The 15,233-nt window shown below is 74.0% G+C and carries 14 protein-coding genes; 2 read left to right on the plus strand and 12 right to left on the minus strand.

Going from position 1 to position 15,233, the window contains the following annotated elements:
• Positions 1-18: 18 nt before the first annotated feature.
• The 5 genes from KYT88_RS06530 to KYT88_RS06550 all read right to left on the minus strand — a co-directional run bounded on the left by KYT88_RS06530 (position 19) and on the right by KYT88_RS06550 (position 7,928).
• Entirely contained in the window at positions 19-3,045 is a 3,027-nt protein-coding gene (locus KYT88_RS06530; RefSeq protein ID WP_043587465.1) for an alpha-mannosidase, read from the minus strand.
• A 129-nt stretch (positions 3,046-3,174) separates the two neighbouring features.
• Positions 3,175-4,083: a carbohydrate ABC transporter permease gene (locus tag KYT88_RS06535; RefSeq protein ID WP_043587463.1), complete on the minus strand. Its 909-nt coding sequence runs from the start codon at positions 4,081-4,083 to the stop codon at positions 3,175-3,177.
• A gap of 2 nt (positions 4,084-4,085) precedes the next feature.
• The gene (locus KYT88_RS06540) at positions 4,086-5,090 is read right to left on the minus strand and encodes a carbohydrate ABC transporter permease (RefSeq protein ID WP_043587462.1); all 1,005 of its coding nucleotides are present in this window, start codon (positions 5,088-5,090) and stop codon (positions 4,086-4,088) included.
• A gap of 2 nt (positions 5,091-5,092) precedes the next feature.
• Positions 5,093-6,484: an extracellular solute-binding protein gene (locus KYT88_RS06545; protein ID WP_043587460.1), complete on the minus strand. Its 1,392-nt coding sequence runs from the start codon at positions 6,482-6,484 to the stop codon at positions 5,093-5,095.
• Positions 6,485-6,662: 178 nt separating this feature from the next.
• Positions 6,663-7,928, minus strand: coding sequence for an ROK family protein (locus KYT88_RS06550; RefSeq protein WP_043587458.1), 1,266 nt, complete (start codon positions 7,926-7,928; stop codon positions 6,663-6,665).
• A 171-nt stretch (positions 7,929-8,099) separates the two neighbouring features.
• Between KYT88_RS06550 and KYT88_RS06555 the strand changes: the two genes are divergently transcribed.
• The gene (locus KYT88_RS06555; protein ID WP_043587456.1) at positions 8,100-9,242 is read left to right on the plus strand and encodes an iron-containing redox enzyme family protein; all 1,143 of its coding nucleotides are present in this window, start codon (positions 8,100-8,102) and stop codon (positions 9,240-9,242) included.
• Entirely contained in the window at positions 9,239-9,514 is a 276-nt protein-coding gene (locus KYT88_RS06560) for a CDGSH iron-sulfur domain-containing protein (RefSeq protein WP_043587454.1), read from the plus strand. The genes KYT88_RS06555 and KYT88_RS06560 overlap by 4 nt, the downstream gene beginning before the upstream one ends.
• A gap of 22 nt (positions 9,515-9,536) precedes the next feature.
• Here the strand turns inward: KYT88_RS06560 and ypfJ are convergent, their stop codons facing one another.
• From ypfJ to KYT88_RS06595, 7 genes are all read right to left on the minus strand, one after another.
• Complete coding sequence (gene ypfJ, locus KYT88_RS06565) at positions 9,537-10,460, minus strand: KPN_02809 family neutral zinc metallopeptidase (RefSeq protein WP_043587452.1); 924 nt, start codon at positions 10,458-10,460, stop codon at positions 9,537-9,539.
• 31 nt (positions 10,461-10,491) lie between these two features.
• Positions 10,492-11,121 carry a DNA alkylation repair protein gene (locus KYT88_RS06570; protein WP_043587451.1) on the minus strand — a complete coding sequence of 210 codons (630 nt, stop codon included), beginning with the start codon at positions 11,119-11,121 and terminating at the stop codon, positions 10,492-10,494.
• A complete protein-coding gene (locus KYT88_RS06575; protein ID WP_043587449.1) occupies positions 11,118-12,131 on the minus strand; it encodes an NAD-dependent epimerase/dehydratase family protein in 1,014 nt (337 codons plus the stop codon). Before KYT88_RS06575 ends, KYT88_RS06570 begins: the two co-directional genes overlap by 4 nt.
• Positions 12,132-12,245: 114 nt before the next feature.
• On the minus strand, positions 12,246-12,761 hold the full coding sequence (locus KYT88_RS06580; protein ID WP_043587447.1) for a DUF2017 family protein: 516 nt from the start codon (positions 12,759-12,761) through the stop codon (positions 12,246-12,248).
• Positions 12,758-13,132: an ATP-dependent Clp protease adapter ClpS gene (gene clpS / locus KYT88_RS06585; RefSeq protein WP_043587445.1), complete on the minus strand. Its 375-nt coding sequence runs from the start codon at positions 13,130-13,132 to the stop codon at positions 12,758-12,760. The genes KYT88_RS06580 and clpS overlap by 4 nt, the downstream gene beginning before the upstream one ends.
• Positions 13,133-13,220: 88 nt before the next feature.
• Complete coding sequence (locus KYT88_RS06590) at positions 13,221-13,919, minus strand: response regulator transcription factor (protein ID WP_043587443.1); 699 nt, start codon at positions 13,917-13,919, stop codon at positions 13,221-13,223.
• Positions 13,916-15,157, minus strand: a complete 1,242-nt coding sequence (locus tag KYT88_RS06595) for a sensor histidine kinase (protein ID WP_043587442.1) — start codon at positions 15,155-15,157, stop codon at positions 13,916-13,918. The genes KYT88_RS06590 and KYT88_RS06595 overlap by 4 nt, the downstream gene beginning before the upstream one ends.
• Between the last annotated feature and the right edge of the window lie 76 nt (positions 15,158-15,233).

The raw sequence follows: 15,233 nt of genomic DNA on the forward strand, positions 1-15,233 counted from the left end.
CCGCCTTGTGACGCGCGTCTAGCGGTGCGCGAACCGCAGGGTCGCGATCTCGAACGGCCGCAGGGTCAGCTCGACCCCGTCGCCGGACTGCTCGAGGACGGCACCCTCGAGGGGCCGCTCCAGCAGGTCGGTGCGCACGGCGTCTCCGAGGCAGGCAGCCGGATCCGCCCGCACGACCGCGCTCTCACGGCCGCCGCGCGCCTCGTAGAGCCGCACGACGACGTCGCCCGAGCGGTCCTCGGCGAGCTTGACGGCCTCGATCACGACGGCCGCGTTCGACGAGGCGACGAGCGGGTCGACGCCGTGGTCGCCCGCGACCTCGCGCACCGGCAGGTTGAGCCGGTAGCCCGCGTCGGCGGCGTCGAGCACATCCGGCGCGACCCGGACCGCGGAGCGCAGCACGTGGCGGCCCTGATCGGCGTGCGGGTCGGGGAAGACGGGCGCCCGGAGCAGCGACTGGCGCACGAGGGTCGCGCTCCCGCCGTCGGGGCGGGGGATCCGCGTCACGTCGTGCCCGTACGTCGCGTCGTTCGCGACCCCGACCCCGAAGCCCGGCTCGCCCACGTGGACCCAGCGGTGCGCGACCGTCTCGAAGCGCGCGGTCTCCCAGGACGTGTTCGCGTGGGTGACGCGCTGCACGTGCCCGAACTGGACCTCGGACGCGGCGCGGTCGGCGTGCACGTCGAGCGGGAAGGCGAGCTTCAGGAGCTTCTGCCGCTCGTGCCAGTCGACGTCGGTGGTGACCTGCAGCTCCGGCTCGCCCGCGGGCATCGTCCACGTCTGCGTGACGCGGGAGGCGCCGAACGCGCGCTCGACCACGAGGGCCGCGCCGTCGATCCGCACGCCCGCCACCTCGGTGAGGTCGGTGCGGTTGCGGCGGTAGGCGTCGTCGATGTCCCACGCATCCCACTGGTTCGGGGTGTCGCGGAACAGCTGGAGGAGGCCGAGGCGCTGGCCGGGGGCGACGAGGTCGCGGCCGGACGCGGCGTCGACGAGCGAGGAGACCGTGCCGTCCGCCGCGAAGCGGGCGCGCACGAGCCCGTTGTCGAGGAGCCAGCCGTCGCCGTCCGCGACGGGTGCGGGGGAGGCGGCTGCGGGATCCACGAGCGCGGCCGAAAGCGCACCGACGCCGTCCGCGTCCACGGGCGCCGCGTTGAACGCGATGCGCCGGTCGCCGGATCCCGCGAGCGCCGTCTGCGCCTCGGCCACGAGCTCCCGGAGCCGGCCCTGGACGCGGGCGTGCTCGCGCTCGGCCTCCTGGTGCACCCACGCGATGGACGTGCCCGGCAGGATGTCGTGGAACTGCAGCAGCAGTACCGTGCGCCAGAGGGCGTCGAGCTCGTCGTGCGGGTAGTCGACGAGGCCGTGCACCGCGGCGGTCGCGAGCCACAGCTCGGCCTCCCGCAGGAGGTGCTCGCTGCGCCGGTTGCCCTGCTTCGTGCGCGCCTGCGAGGTGTACGTCCCGCGGTGGAACTCGAGGTACATCTCGCCGGACCACACGTGCGGGTCCCGGATCTCGGCCTTCGCGGCGTCGAAGAACGCGAGCGGCGTGCCGAGGGTCACCCGCGGCGACCCCTCGAGGTCGCGCGTGCGGTGCGCCGCCGCCGTCATCTCGCGGGTCGGCCCGCCGCCGCCGTCGCCCCAGCCGAACGGGACGATGGACGCGTTGCTCACGGCCTTCTCGGCGTGCTGCCGCTCGGCGCGCGCGAGGTCCTCCCCGGAGAGGTCGGAGTTGTAGGAGTCCACCGGCGGGAAGTGCGTGAAGACGCGGCTGCCGTCGATGCCCTCCCAGAGGAAGGTGTGGTGCGGCATCGTGTTGGTCTCGTTCCACGACTGCTTCTGCGTGAAGAAGTACTCGGCGCCCGCGCCGCGCACGATCTGCGGCAGCGCGCCCGTGTAGCCGAACGAGTCGGGCAGCCACACCTCGCGGGCGTCGATCCCGAACTCCTCGAGGAAGAACCGCTTGCCCTGCACGAGCTGGCGGACGAGCGCCTCGCCGCCCGGCATGTTCGTGTCCGACTCGACCCACATGCCGCCGACGGGCACGAAGCGGCCCTCGGCGACGCGCCGGCGGAGCCGCTCGAACAGCTCGGGATGGTCCTCCTTCAGCCAGGCGTACTGCTGGGCGCTGGAGGCGGCGAACACGAAGTCGGGATCCTCGTCCATGAGCGCGAGCACGTTCGAGAAGGTGCGGGCGACCTTGCGGCGGGTCTCGCGCACGGGCCAGAGCCAGGCGGAGTCGATGTGCGCGTGTCCGACCGCGGTGACCCGGTGCGCGCTCGCGTGGGCGGGCGCGGCGAGCACGGCCTCGAGCGCCCTCCGGCCGGCGGGGGCGGTGCCCGCGACGTCGTCGGGGTCCACCGCGTCGCACATGCGCTCGAGGGCCGCGAGGATCTCCGCGCGCCGCGACGACGCCGGGTCCAGCTGGCCCATGAGCCCGCGCAGCGTCCACACGTCGCGATCGAGCTCCCAGACGGCCTCGTCGCGCCACGCGAGGTCCATCGTGCGCAGCCGGTAGATGGGCTCGTCGCCCGCGGTGGCGAGGTCGCCGAGCGGCGTCTCGCCGTGGAAGGAGTCGCCGCCGATGTCGGGGTTCGATGCCGCCTCGATCCAGATGTCGATGCGCGTCCCCGGCGCGGTGCCGGCACCGATCGCGGCGAGCGGCACGTAGCCGTTGTACGGCTCGATGGCCTTCACGACGCTGCCGTCCGGCCGGTAGACGAGGCCCTCGGCCTGGAAGCCCGGCTGCCGGTCGCTGAAGCCGAGGTCGACGAGCACCTCGAGCGCGGTGCCGCCCGCATCCCCGTCGTCCGGCACGGTGCCGGTGATGTGGAACCACGTCGTGCCCCACGCCCTGCTCCACGGCGTGCCGACGGCGAACGGCCGGTAGTCCTGCCGCACCGCCTCGGCGAACGGTACGGGCTCGCCCGGAGCGTCCCACGCCTCGATCGCGAGCGGCATCCGTCGGCGGTGGACGTTCGGCACGAGGCGGTCGCGGACGAACCGCTCGATGCGGGCCTCGGCGAGCGCGGTGGTGGGGGGCATGGTCGTCTCCAGTCGATGGCGCGGCGGACCGCGGGCGGGTGTCTCCAGCGTGCGCCGCTCGGGCGTGGGCGTCCGCGCGGCGGGTGGTGCGGTGGTGGTGGTGGTGGTGCGGATGGATGCGCGGGCCGGTCAGCCCTTCACCGCGCCGGCGAGCGCGTTGGATCCGCCGAGCGTGCGCGAGACGAGCACGTACAGCGCGATGACGGGCACCGAGTAGACGAGAGAGAACGCCGCGAGCTGGCCGTACGCGACGGATCCGTACTGCCCGAAGAAGTTGAAGATGCTCACGGCGGCGGGCTGCTTGTCGGGGCTCAGCAGCAGGATGAATGGCACGAAGAAGTTCCCCCAGGCCTGGATGAACACGAAGATGAACACCACCGCGATCCCCGGCCGCATGAGCGGCACGACGATGTGCGTGAGAGTGCGCATCATCGACGCGCCGTCTGTCCAGGCGGCCTCCTCGAGGGAGATCGGCACCGAGTCCATGAAGTTCTTCGCCATCCAGATCGCCATCGGCAGGCTCGTGGCGGCGAGGAAGAAGACCGTGCCGCCGATCGAGTCGATGAGGTCGAGCGTGACGAAGAGGCTGTAGACGGGCACCATCATCGCGGTGATGGGCAGGCACGTGCCGAAGAGGATCCCGTAGAGGAACGGCTTGTTGATCCGCATCCGGTAGCGCGACAGGGGATACGCGGCGAGGATGGCGACCACCACCGTCACGATCGCGCAGCCGCCCGAGAGCACGAGGCTGTTCATCAGCGGGATGAAGGAGATCTCGGGCGTGAGCACGGCCCGGAAGTTCTCCAGGGTGAACTCGCTCGGCACCTTAGCCGACAGCGTCGCGGAAGGATCGAAGGCCGCGAGCAGGAGCCACACGAGCGGCACGGCGAAGCACAGAGCGACGAGCACCAGCACGCCGTTCGCGACAGCCCGCATCACGCGTCCGCTCGGCGAGGTCATGCGGGAGCCCGGCGGTCGGGCCGCCCGCCTCGCTCGCGCCGGCCGGGTGGTCGTCGGCGTCATCGTTGTCACGGCCATGGTCAGTCCACCTCCGGGCGGAGCGCCCTGATGTAGATCACCGAGAACACCGCTCCCACGAGGAGCATGATCGTGGCGATCGCGGTGCCGAAGCCCAGCTGGGAGAACTGGAACGCCTCCTGGTAGGCGAGGATCGGCAGGGTCGAGCTGGAGGTGCCGGGGCCGCCGCCCGTCATCACGAAGATGAGGGTGAAGACCGACAGCGTCTGCAGCGTGGTGAGCATCAGGTTGGTCGAGATGCTGCGACGGATCACCGGCAGCGTGATGAAGACGAGCCGCTGCCAGCCGGTCGCGCCGTCCACCTCCGCGGACTCCGTGATCTCCGGCGGCACCTCCTGCACGGCCGCCGCGTAGACGAGCATCGAGAAGGCGGATCCGCGCCACACGTTCGCGAGGATCACCGAGAGCAGCGGCAGGCCGTACAGCCAGTTCGCGCCCTGGATCCCGAACCAGCCGAGGATCGTGTTGAGCGTGCCCGAGTCGTTGAAGAACGCGTACGCGGCGAACGCGGCCACGATCTCCGGCAGCACCCACGCCGCGATCACGAAGGTGCCGACGATCGAGCGCACGACCCGGTTGCCCTGCCGCATGAGGAGCGCGAGCCCGAGCCCCACGACGTTCTGCCCGACGACCGCCGAGAAGAAGACGAACGCGAGCGTGAGGAGCACCGACTTCGGGAAGTCGGGATCCGCGAAGAGCGCCGTGTAGTTGTCGAAGCCGATGAACTGCGCGCCTCCGGCCGCGTACCCGGTGAGGGACGCGTCGGTGAAGGAGCCGTAGAGGCTCGAGATCACGGGGCCGAGGAGGAACAGGGCCAGCAGGACCATGGAGGGGATCAGCGGGATGGTGCGCACGCCTGTGCGGAGCGCGCGGGCGCGGGCCCGGCCCGGGCGGACCGGGGGAGGCCCGCCCGCGCCCGGAGCGCCGCCGGGTCCCGCCGCGTCCCGCCGGTCGGCGCTCCGCGCATCGGCGTCGCGGCCGACCGGGACGGGGGCGATGGTGGCCACCGTCAGCCCTTCGCCTTCTGCGTCCCGTCCTCGCCGACGATGCCGACGAGGGCCTGGTCGTACGCGGCCGCGGCCTCCTCCGGGGACTGCTGTCCGGTCATCACCGACTCCATCGCCACGGTGATCGCGTTGGAGATGCGGCTGTAGTCGGTGGTCGCGGGGCGGAAGTGGGTCTTGTCGACGATCGAGGAGAAGAACTCGAACGTCGGGTTGGACGCCACGTACTCCGGGTCCTCGGCCACGTCGCTGCGGACCGCGATCTGGCTCGCCGCGATGTCGTACGACTGCGACCCGTCCTTGTCGAGCGCGTCGGCGATGAACTCGAACGCCTTGTCGGGGGCCTTCGTCTTGGCGCCGACCGCGAGGGTCCACCCGCCGGACATGCTGACCGCGCCGGGCGCCTGGCCGTCCTGCGTGGGCATGGGCGCCTGGCCCATCACGTCGCTCCACTCCGGCCACGGGTTCGTGCCCGTGTCGAGCCAGGTGCCGCTGAGCCAGGACCCGTCGAGGTCGATGGCGAGCTTGCCCTGGGGGATCCACTGGCCGGCGACGATGGTGCCGATGTTGGTGTCGAGCGCCTCCTCGGGCTTCGGGCCGATGCCGCCCTGGTAGACGTCGCGGATGAAGCCGAGCGAGTCCTCGAACCCCTGCGAGCCCGTGATCCACTTGCTCGTCGAGTCGTCGTAGAGGGTGCCGGTGGGGGTGCCGTAGTGCAGCATCTCGAAGCCCTGCATGGTCGCGCCTTCGCCCTGGGGCTTGCCCGAGTAGACGTTGAGGGGGATCACGTCCGGCAGCTCCTGCTTGATGGTCTTCGCCGCGTCGAGGACGTCGTCCCAGGTCTTCGGCTCCCACGGGACGGGGAGGCCGGCCTTCTGGAAGAGGTCCTTGTTGTACCAGAGGGCGCGCGTGTCGGTGCCCATCGGGATCCCGTACACCTTGCCGTCCTCGCCGACGCCCGCCTGCTTGGCGGAGTCGAAGAACTTCGACCAGTCGTCCCACTTCGCGACCTGGTCGTCGAGGGGGAGGAGGTAGCCGGCGGCCGCGTCGGACTTCACCTTGAAGGTGTCCTCGTACATGACGTCCGGGGCGGTCGAGGCCGAGCGGTTCATGAGCGCGAGCTTCGTGAAGTAGTCGTCGTTCTGCGCCGCGATGGGGACGAACTCGACCTTCATGCCGGGATTGGCGGCCTCGAAGGTCTTCGCGGTCTCCTTCATGTGGGCGTCCATCTGGGTGAAGGTGCCGAACTTCTGGTACGCGACCTTGATGGTCTTCCCGTCGTCCCCGCCGCCCGCGCCGCCCGAGCAGCCGGTGGCGAGGAGGAGTGCGGCGACGGACGCCGCCGTGATCTGGAGGATGTGGGCCCGCGTCCTCGGGCGAGGCGTTCGATTCGTCATGGTGCTCCCTTGCTCCACTGGCTCGGACGGTCGGCGTCGTCGCGGACCGTCGAGGGTTAGCCAAACGTATGGACTAATCCATGTCAAGACATCCTGGTGTCGATCCGGTCACGGGGCACGGCGGGAGGACGGGGCGCGGCGGCAGCACGGGGTGGGCCGCGGGCGGCAGCGCAGGCGGCTAGCCGCGGATGAGCATCGCCGACGGGCGCGGCGAGAACGCGTTGTCCAGAACGAGGCACGCGGCGCCCACGGCCGCGACGTCCTCGCCGACCGCCGACTCGACCACCCGCACGGGGTGCTTGGCGATGAGCGCGGGGGACCGCCGCACCTCCTCGGGCAGCGTCTCCAGCACGAGGCGCGCGATGGGGTGCCAGAAGGGGCCGCCGCAGACGACCTCGTCGACGTCGAGCAGGTTCACCTGGATCACGATGGCGCGCGCGAGGTGCCTGGCCGCGGCCTCCACGATCCGGCGGGCGGGCCCGTCCTCCGCGTCCGCGCGGGCCGCGAGCGCGTGGAAGGCCTCGCCGATCAGCCGCATGTCGACCGCGTCGCCGCTCGCCGCGGACTCCGCGAGCGCGGCGTCGGACACGTCGCCCGTCCCGAGCACGCCGCCCTCGACGGCCTGGCGCACGAGCGCGTGCGGGGTGATCAGCTCGCCCACGCATCCGACGCGCCCGCACGTGCAGCGCCTGCCGCGCGAGGCGACCATGATGTGGCCTGCGTCCCCGGCGTTGGAGCTGGCTCCCCGCACGGGCTCGCCGCCGAGCACGAGACCGGTGCCGAATCCGGTCCCGTAGTAGACGAACGCGAGGTGGCGGCGATCCCCGGGGCCGAACCACAGCTCGGCGACGGCGGCCGCGGTCACGTCCTTCTCGAGCAGCACGGGCAGGCCGGTCGCGGTGCTGAGCGCCGACCGCAGCGGCACGTGGCGCCAGCGGGGGAGCATCGGCGGATCCAGCACGAGGCCCGTGCCCACGTCGATGGGGCCCGGCGCCGCGAGCCCCACGCCGAGCACGGCCTGGCGGTCGACCCCCGCGTCGGCGATGAGCCCGTCGACGAGCCGGGCGACGAGCGCCACCACCTCGTCGGGGCGGGAGGCGGAGGGCGTGGGGCTGCTGGCGTGCCGGAGCACCGTGCCCTCGAGGTCGAGCAGCACGGAGGTGATGACGGCGGGATCCACGTGCACGCCCACGGCGAAGCGGCCATCGGCCACGAGGTGCAGGAGCGTGCGGGGCTTGCCCGGCCCGCGGATCACGGTGCCGCCCTCGCGCACGAGCCCCTCGTCGATGAGGCGACGGGTCACGTTGGTCACCGTCTGCGCGCTGAGGCCCGTGCGCTCGGCGACCTCGGAGCGGCTGGCGCCCTCGGCCGCGCGGCGCACCGCATCGAGCACCACGGTGCGGTTGTAGCCGCCGATGGCGGGCAGGTTGGTGCCGCGTCGCATGGGCACCTCCTCGCGTGGGCCTCGCCCGCCGGGCGCGGGCCTCCCCGCAGTATCCCGGATGCGCGGACGGCGGCCGCACCGCGCTCGGCGCCTGCGCCGGGCATTACCGCTGCCCGGGGGAGACGGCGACACGCCCGGCCGCGCCGGCCGGAGGCGGAGGAGGGTGGATGCATGACCGATCTGCTCGCGACCGCCCACGAAGCGGCTCGCACCCTCCCCTCGCCCCTCCCCGCCGCGCGTGGACCGCTCAGCGCGGCGCTCATCGCCGACCTCGCCGCGGGATCCTCCTCCCCGGCCGCGACGGGAACCGACGCCGCCGTCGGCACCGCCGCCGACGCCCGGGCGATCGCCTCCGCGCCGGACCTCGCGGCGCTCGCCGCGGAGGCGATCGCCGCGACGGACGACGTGGTCCGTGACGACGACGTCCAGCTGGCGCTCTTCTGCCTCTACGAGCTGCACCACGCCGGCCTCGAGGGGGTGGACGACGACCGCGAGTGGGACCCGCGGCTGATCGCCGTCCGCGGGATCCTCGAGCGCGCCTTCGAGGCCGCCCTGCGCGACCGCGTGCCCGTCCCCGAGCGCCCCGAGCCCACGTCAGCGGGCGTCGCGGCCGCGCTCTTCGCGCTCACCTCGGCCGACTCCGGCCCGTCCCTCTCGCGGTTCGTCGCGCGGAAGGCGAGCCTCGAGCAGCTCCGCGAGTTCCTGGTGCAGCGCTCGATCTACACGCTCGGCGAGGCCGACCCGCACTCCTGGGCGATCCCGCGCCTGCGCGGTCGTGCCAAGGCCGCGCTCGTGGAGATCCAGGCCGACGAGTACGGCGGCGGCCGGCCCGAGCGCGTGCACGCGACGATCTTCGGCGCGACCCTCCGCGGCGTCGGCCTCGACGAACGCTACGGCGCGTACCTCGACGACGTGCCGGCGATCGCGCTCGCCTCCTCCAACGCGATGTCGCTGTTCGGCCTGCACCGGCGCCTCCGCGGGGCGATCGTCGGCCACCTCGCCGCGTTCGAGATGACGTCGAGCGTCCCGAGCCGCCTCTACGCGAGCGGGATCCGCCGCCTCGGCTTCGGCGACGACGTCGCCTGGTACTACGACGAGCACGTCGAGGCCGACGCCGTGCACGAGCAGATCGCGGCGCACGACCTCGCGGGCGGGCTCGTCGAGTCCGAGCCCGAGCTCCTCGACGACGTGCTGTTCGGCGCGGCCGCGTGCCTCGAGGTCGAGAGCTGGGTCGGTGCGCACGTGCTGGCCAGCTGGCAGGCCGGCCGGTCGTCGCTGCGCGAGGGGTCGACGGCCGCCGTGGTCGCCGCGTGAGCGCGCCGTCCGCGGACGACGTGTCCGCTCCGGGTCCGGCGCCCGCCCGGTCGACCGCTCCCGAGCCGGCGCGCATCATCGCCTACCCCGACGGGCCGCTGCTCGTCCGCGGCGACTTCGAGATCGTGGACCCCGCCGGCCGTCCGGTGCCGCGCACACGGAGCACCGTCGCGCTCTGCCGCTGCGGCGTCTCGTCGATCAAGCCCTACTGCGACGGCACGCACCGGCTGGTCGGCTTCCGCACGGATCCGCCCGCTCCCGCCGCGGAGTAGCGGCGACGGGCGGGGGCGCGGCCTAGAGCGCGCTGCCCGGGACGGAGAACGTGTCGCACGCCGTGGGGCCGCCGGCGCGACCGGCCTCGAACCAGCGCTGACGCTGCTCGGCCGATCCGTGCGTCCAGGTGTCCGGATCCACCCCGCCGCCCGCCTGGGCCTGGATGCGGTCGTCGCCCACGGCGGCCGCGGCGTCGAGCGCGTCGGCCACCTCGGCCGCGGACACGGGCTCGAGGAACGCGGTCCCCGTGTCGTCCCGCACCTCCGCGGCCGCGCCGACCCACGCGCCCGCGTAGCAGTCGGCCTGCACCTCGAGCCGCACCGAGTCGGAGTCCGGTCCCGTCCCGCTCCGGTCGGCGCGGTCGAAGGCGCCCGAGAGCTGCTGGATGTGGTGGCCCCACTCGTGCCCGACGACGTACATCTGCGCGAGCGGCCCGCTCGAGGCGCCGAAGCGCGTGCGCAGCTCGTCGAAGAACGTCGTGTCGACGAAGAGGCGCCGGTCGGGCGGGCAGTAGAACGGGCCGGTGGCGCTCGTCGCCTCGCCGCATCCGGTGCTCGTCGCGGCGTCGAACAGGGAGAAGCCCGGGCGGGTGTAGTCGGCGATGCCGACCTCCGGCGCCGCCTGGGCCCAGTAGGTGTCGAGCGAGTCGGCCGCGCCCGCCATGCGGCACTCGACGCTCGCGTTCGCCTCCGCGCCGGTCGTGCAGCCCTCGATCGCCTCGTCCTGCCCCTGCGAGGATCCGCCCGCCCCGGAGCCGCCGCCCGGGCCGCCCGTCCCGTCGACGAGCTGCGACAGGTCGACGCCCGTGAGCTGCTGCACGAGGATCACCGCGACCACCACCAGGAGCCCGCCGCCGCCGGCCGCGATGCCGGTCGTGCGCCCCCTGCCGCCGCGGCGCCGCGTGACCTTGCTGCTGTCGATGCGGGCGTCGTCGTCGAAGGTCATGTCCCGAACTTACCCGCGGGCGGAGGAGGCGTCAGGCGAGATCGGGTCGCGTCTCGCGCACGACCTCCCTCACCCGTTCGACCGCCTCGCGCACCACGTCGTGCCCGCCGCGAGGCGCGGCCTCCGCGGTGCGGGCGCGACGGAGGAAGGCGTCCCAGTCGCCGCCGCCGGCCCGCAGCGGACGCGTCGACGAGAGCAGGGCGGCTCGGCGCAGCCACACGTCCTGCTCGCCCGCCCACCGGTCGAGCGCCTGGTCGGCCCGGGCGCGCGCGGCGCCGGACAGCCGTTCGACGAGCGGGCCGATGACGTCGCGGGCGAGCGGATCCACGAGCGCCCGCAGCCGGGCGTCGCGCACGAAGCCCTCGATGCGCGTGAGGTCGCCGTTGTCGAGATCGTCGACGTGCTCCTGCAGCAGCACGACCGCCGCCAGCCGCCGCTCGTAGACGCGCGACCGCCAGAGCTCGGACGCGAGCGCGACCGCCTCGTCCCGGGTCATGCCCGGACGCCGGCGACCGAGGTCACGCACCGTCCCGCGGACCGCGCCGACGGACGCGCCCACGAACTCGAGGTCGGAGCGCAGCCGCTCCCGCTCCGCCTCGGCGCGGTACCACGCGCCCTCCCTCTCGAGGGCCGCCGCGACGAACTCGGCGTCCTCGGTCATCCGGCGAGCGGCGCCGAGCCCTCGCGCCCGGTGCGGTGAACGAAGGCGCGGCCGAACTCGGACAGCACCTCCTCCGACGTGTGCGTCGGCGCCCAGCCCAGCACCTCGCGGGCGCGGGCGGTCGACATGACGGGCACGTTCGCGGCGATGTCGATCCAGCCCGGATCCGTCCGCTGCACGCGCAGCCGCCAGCTCGCGGAGACGAGCGCCCGCAGCGCCGACAGCGGCACCGTCACGACGCGCGCGTCGAGCAGCCTGCCGACGAGCGCCGCGTCGACGACCGGATCCGCCGCGACGTTGAACGCGCCCGGCGCGCGCCGCTCGACCGCGCGCCAGAACGCGTCCGCGACGTCCTCGTTGTGGACGACCTGCGACACCAGCTCGCGGGGGAGCGGCAGCACCGGGGTGCGGGTGGCGAGTCCGAGCCAGCGCGTGGGGATCCACCGCCCGAGGAAGAGCCCGGCGATCTCCGCCGCGGCCTCGTCGTGCATCACGAGCCCGGGTCGCATGCGCGTCACGACGATCTCCGGGTGCGCGGCCTCGAACGCGTCCATCGCGCGCTCGTTCTCCGCCTTGTGCCGCGAGTAGTGGGAGGTGTGGATCCCGCCGGTGGGCCAGGTCTCGTCCCGCGGCCGGTCCTTGGGCGCCGCGCTGTACGCGCCGACCGACGAGGCGACGACGACCTGCGGGACACCCGCCTGGGCGACGGCCTCGAGCACGTGGGCCGTGCCGAGGACGTTGGTGCGATGCATCACGCGCTCTCGGTGGTTCGGCTGCAGAGCCCAGCCGAGGTGGATCACCGCGTCGGCGCCGCGCATGGTGGCGGCGAGCCCGGAGACCGCGCCCGCCGCGCCGATGTCGGCCAGGCGCCAGGTGACCTCGGAGTACGGCTCGAGGGAGGCGTCGGGCATGCGCCGGGCGACGCCCACCATGTCCGCGCCCGCGGCGTGGAGGCGGCGCAGGACCCCGGTCCCGAGGTTCCCGGTCGCTCCGATGACGACGACGCGCATGCTGCTCCTCTCCTGCGGACGAGACCCGTCGGGCCGGCTGATCCGCGGGTCCTCTCCATCATGCTCGCCGTCGCGCGCCGCCGAGCCGGCGAGCGGGCCTCGGAGGGCGGACGCTCAGCGGTCGACGGCCTCGATGAGCGATCCCTGCGCGAACGTCAGCCAGTCGTACAGGCTCGCGCTCTCCAGCGGTGCGCGGTCGCGCCAGCCGTCCGCCTCGTCGATGCGCAGCGGCACGGAGATCGCGAGCCGGAGGTCGTTGAGCGTGCGGAGCCAGGCCTGCGCGCCCGTCGGATCCAGCACCACGAGGAGCCCGCGCCGGCCGGCCCCGCGCGCGTCCGCCTCCGCGAGCGTCGCCTCGACCGCGTTCGCGTTCGCGGCCTTCGCCTCGCTGAGGTCCGACGCCGTGAACCGCCGGAACTCGGCGGAGGCCTCGGCGTCGTCCGGATACGCGTCGGGCAGCAGGCGCTCGACGACGGGGGAGGGGGCGGCGCCGTCCGTGGCGCCGCCGGTCGCGGACCCCTCGTCCAGGATCCCGCGGAGCTCGCCGAGCAGGCCGCGCAGCATGGCGACCTCGTGCGGCTCGAGGTGCGCGGCTACCGTCCCGTCGGGGCGCGCGCGGAAGGCCCTCACGCGTCCACCCGCTCGAGGGTGGCCCACAGGCCGTAGCCGTGCATCGCCAGCACGTGGCGCTCGATCTCCTCGCGGATCCCCGTCGCGACGACCGCCCGACCGTCCTCGTGCACGCGGAGCATCAGCTCGTCGGCGCGCTCGCGGGGGAACCCGAAGTAGCTGCGGAACACGTAGGAGACGTAGGTCATGAGGTTGACGGGGTCGTTCCAGACCACGCAGCTCCACACCGGCGGGGTCGACGCGCGCTCGAGCAGGCTGGTGTCGGATCCCGTGCGGGTCCCCGACCCGGGGTCGCCTGCGGGCGGGTCGGCGGCGCGGCGAGCGGCGGGGAGGAGGCGGGAGGCCCGCGCGTCCGCGGTGGTGGTGGTCATCGCGCTCCTGTGGGGTCGTCCCGGCGAGCGGCCGGAGCACCCATCCTCTCCCGTCGGGCGGGTCGCCGACGACCGCGTTCGCGCCGCGTCATGCACCGGGACGCACGAGCCCGCAGTCGTACGCGAGGATCACGGCCTGCACGCGGTCCCGCACTCCCAGCTTCGCGAGCACCCGGCCCACGTGCGTCTTCACCGTCGACTCCGACAGGTGGAGGCGCCCGGCGATCTCCTGGTTGGTGAGCCCCTCGGCCAGCGCCGTGAGCACCTCCAGCTCGCGCGCCGTCAGCGGCCGCAGGCGCGGGTCCGCGGCGCCCTCCCCGGTGCCGGCCGCGCCGCCGGTCGCGGGCATCGTCGGGCCGAGCAGCTCGATCATGCGCCGGGTGACCCGGGGCGAGATGGCGGCGTCGCCGTCGGCCACCGCGCGGATCGCCTCCATCAGGTGCTCGGGCCGCGTGTCCTTCACGAGGAAGCCGCTCGCGCCGGCGCGCAGCCCCGCGAACGCGTACTCGTCGAGGTCGAACGTGGTCAGCACGATGACGCGCGTCGCCGGGTGCCGGGCGACGATCTCGGCGGTCGCGTCGATGCCGTCCATCCCGGGCATGCGCACGTCCATGAGCACGATGTCGGGGGCGAGCGCGCCCGTGCGCTCCACGGCCGCGCGGCCGTCGGCGGCCTCGCCCACCACCTCGATCCCGGGCTCGGCGTCGAGCACCATGCGGAAGCCCATGCGCACGAGCGCCTGGTCGTCCACGATGAGCACGCGGACGGGGGTGCTGCTGTCGGTCATCGGTCCTCCTGGAGGCGGGGGCTGTCGGTCGTTCGGGGGGCACGGGACGCGTCGCCCGGCCGCACGTCGTGGAGCCCGCTGGGCATGGACGCCAGCACGCGCCAGCCGCCGCCATCGCGTCGTCCGGCGGTCGCGGTGCCGCCGTACACCGCCATGCGCTCCGCGACGCCCACGAGACCGCGCCCGCTGCCGGGGACGGGCGGCACGACGGGCCCCGTGAGGTCGTCGTCGGTGACCTCGACGATGATCTCCTCCGGCCGGTGGTCGAGCTTCACCTCGACCCGGTCGGCGTTCGGCGCGTACCGGAGCACGTTGGTCAGCGACTCCTGCACGACGCGGAAGACGGCCAGCTGCCGTCCCGGGTCGTCGGGCGGCGTGCCCGTGCTGGTGAAGCGCACCGGGAGGCCGGTGGAGCGGAACGAGTCGACCAGGGCGGCGAGGTCGGCGTGCCCGGGCTGGGGCGCTCGGAGCGACGGCGGGGCGGCATCGCCCGCGCCTGGTTCCTCGGCGAGGACGCCCAGCATGCGGCGCATCTCGGACAGCGAGGTGCGACCGGTCTCGGCGACCTCGCGCATCGCGTCGCGCGCGAGCTCCGGTCGGGCGACGGCGCTCGCGGCCGCCCCGTCGGCGAGCGTCACCATGACGGTGATCCCGTGGGCGACGATGTCGTGGATCTCGCGCGCGATCCGCGTCCGCTCCGCCGCGGTGGCGAGCCGTGCCTGCTGGTCGCGCTCGCGGGCGAGCTGCATGGCGAGGTCCCGCAGCGCCTCGACGTAGCGCTTGCGCCCGCCCACGTTGATCCCGATGAGCGTCGCGATGAGCGGGAGGATCAGGTTGATGAGCAGCGTGCTGGCGATCGACAGGGCCATGGGCCCCTCGCCCGCCGTCGACGGCGCGACGGCCGCGATGAGGACGGCGACGCCGCCGAACCCGATCCACGCGTGCCGGGACGATCCGTAGACGGCCAGCGCGTAGAGCGCGAGCGGGACGGCCCCGCCGTCGAAGCTGCCGGACACGAGGGCGCCCGCGGCGGCCGCCGCCCCCGAGACGGCGAGGACCGTCACGGGGCGGCTGCGGCGGAACATGAGGGCGACGCCCGTCAGGACGCTGAGCGCTGCCAGCGCCAGGCCTCCGGGGAGGCCGGGTGATCTGCTCCCGACGACGGGGGCCGCGCTCACCGACAGCAGGGTGAACGCGATGGCGATGACGGCGTCGACCGCTCGCGGGTGCCGGGCCATCCAGCCGCGGAAGGCCCCCGGCGGGGTGGGCAGGCGGACGCCGTCGGGCGCGGCGGGCGCCGCCGCGCCCGACGGC

The organism is Clavibacter sp. A6099 (genome assembly GCF_021919125.1).
Taxonomy (GTDB): Bacteria; Actinomycetota; Actinomycetes; order Actinomycetales; family Microbacteriaceae; genus Clavibacter; species Clavibacter seminis.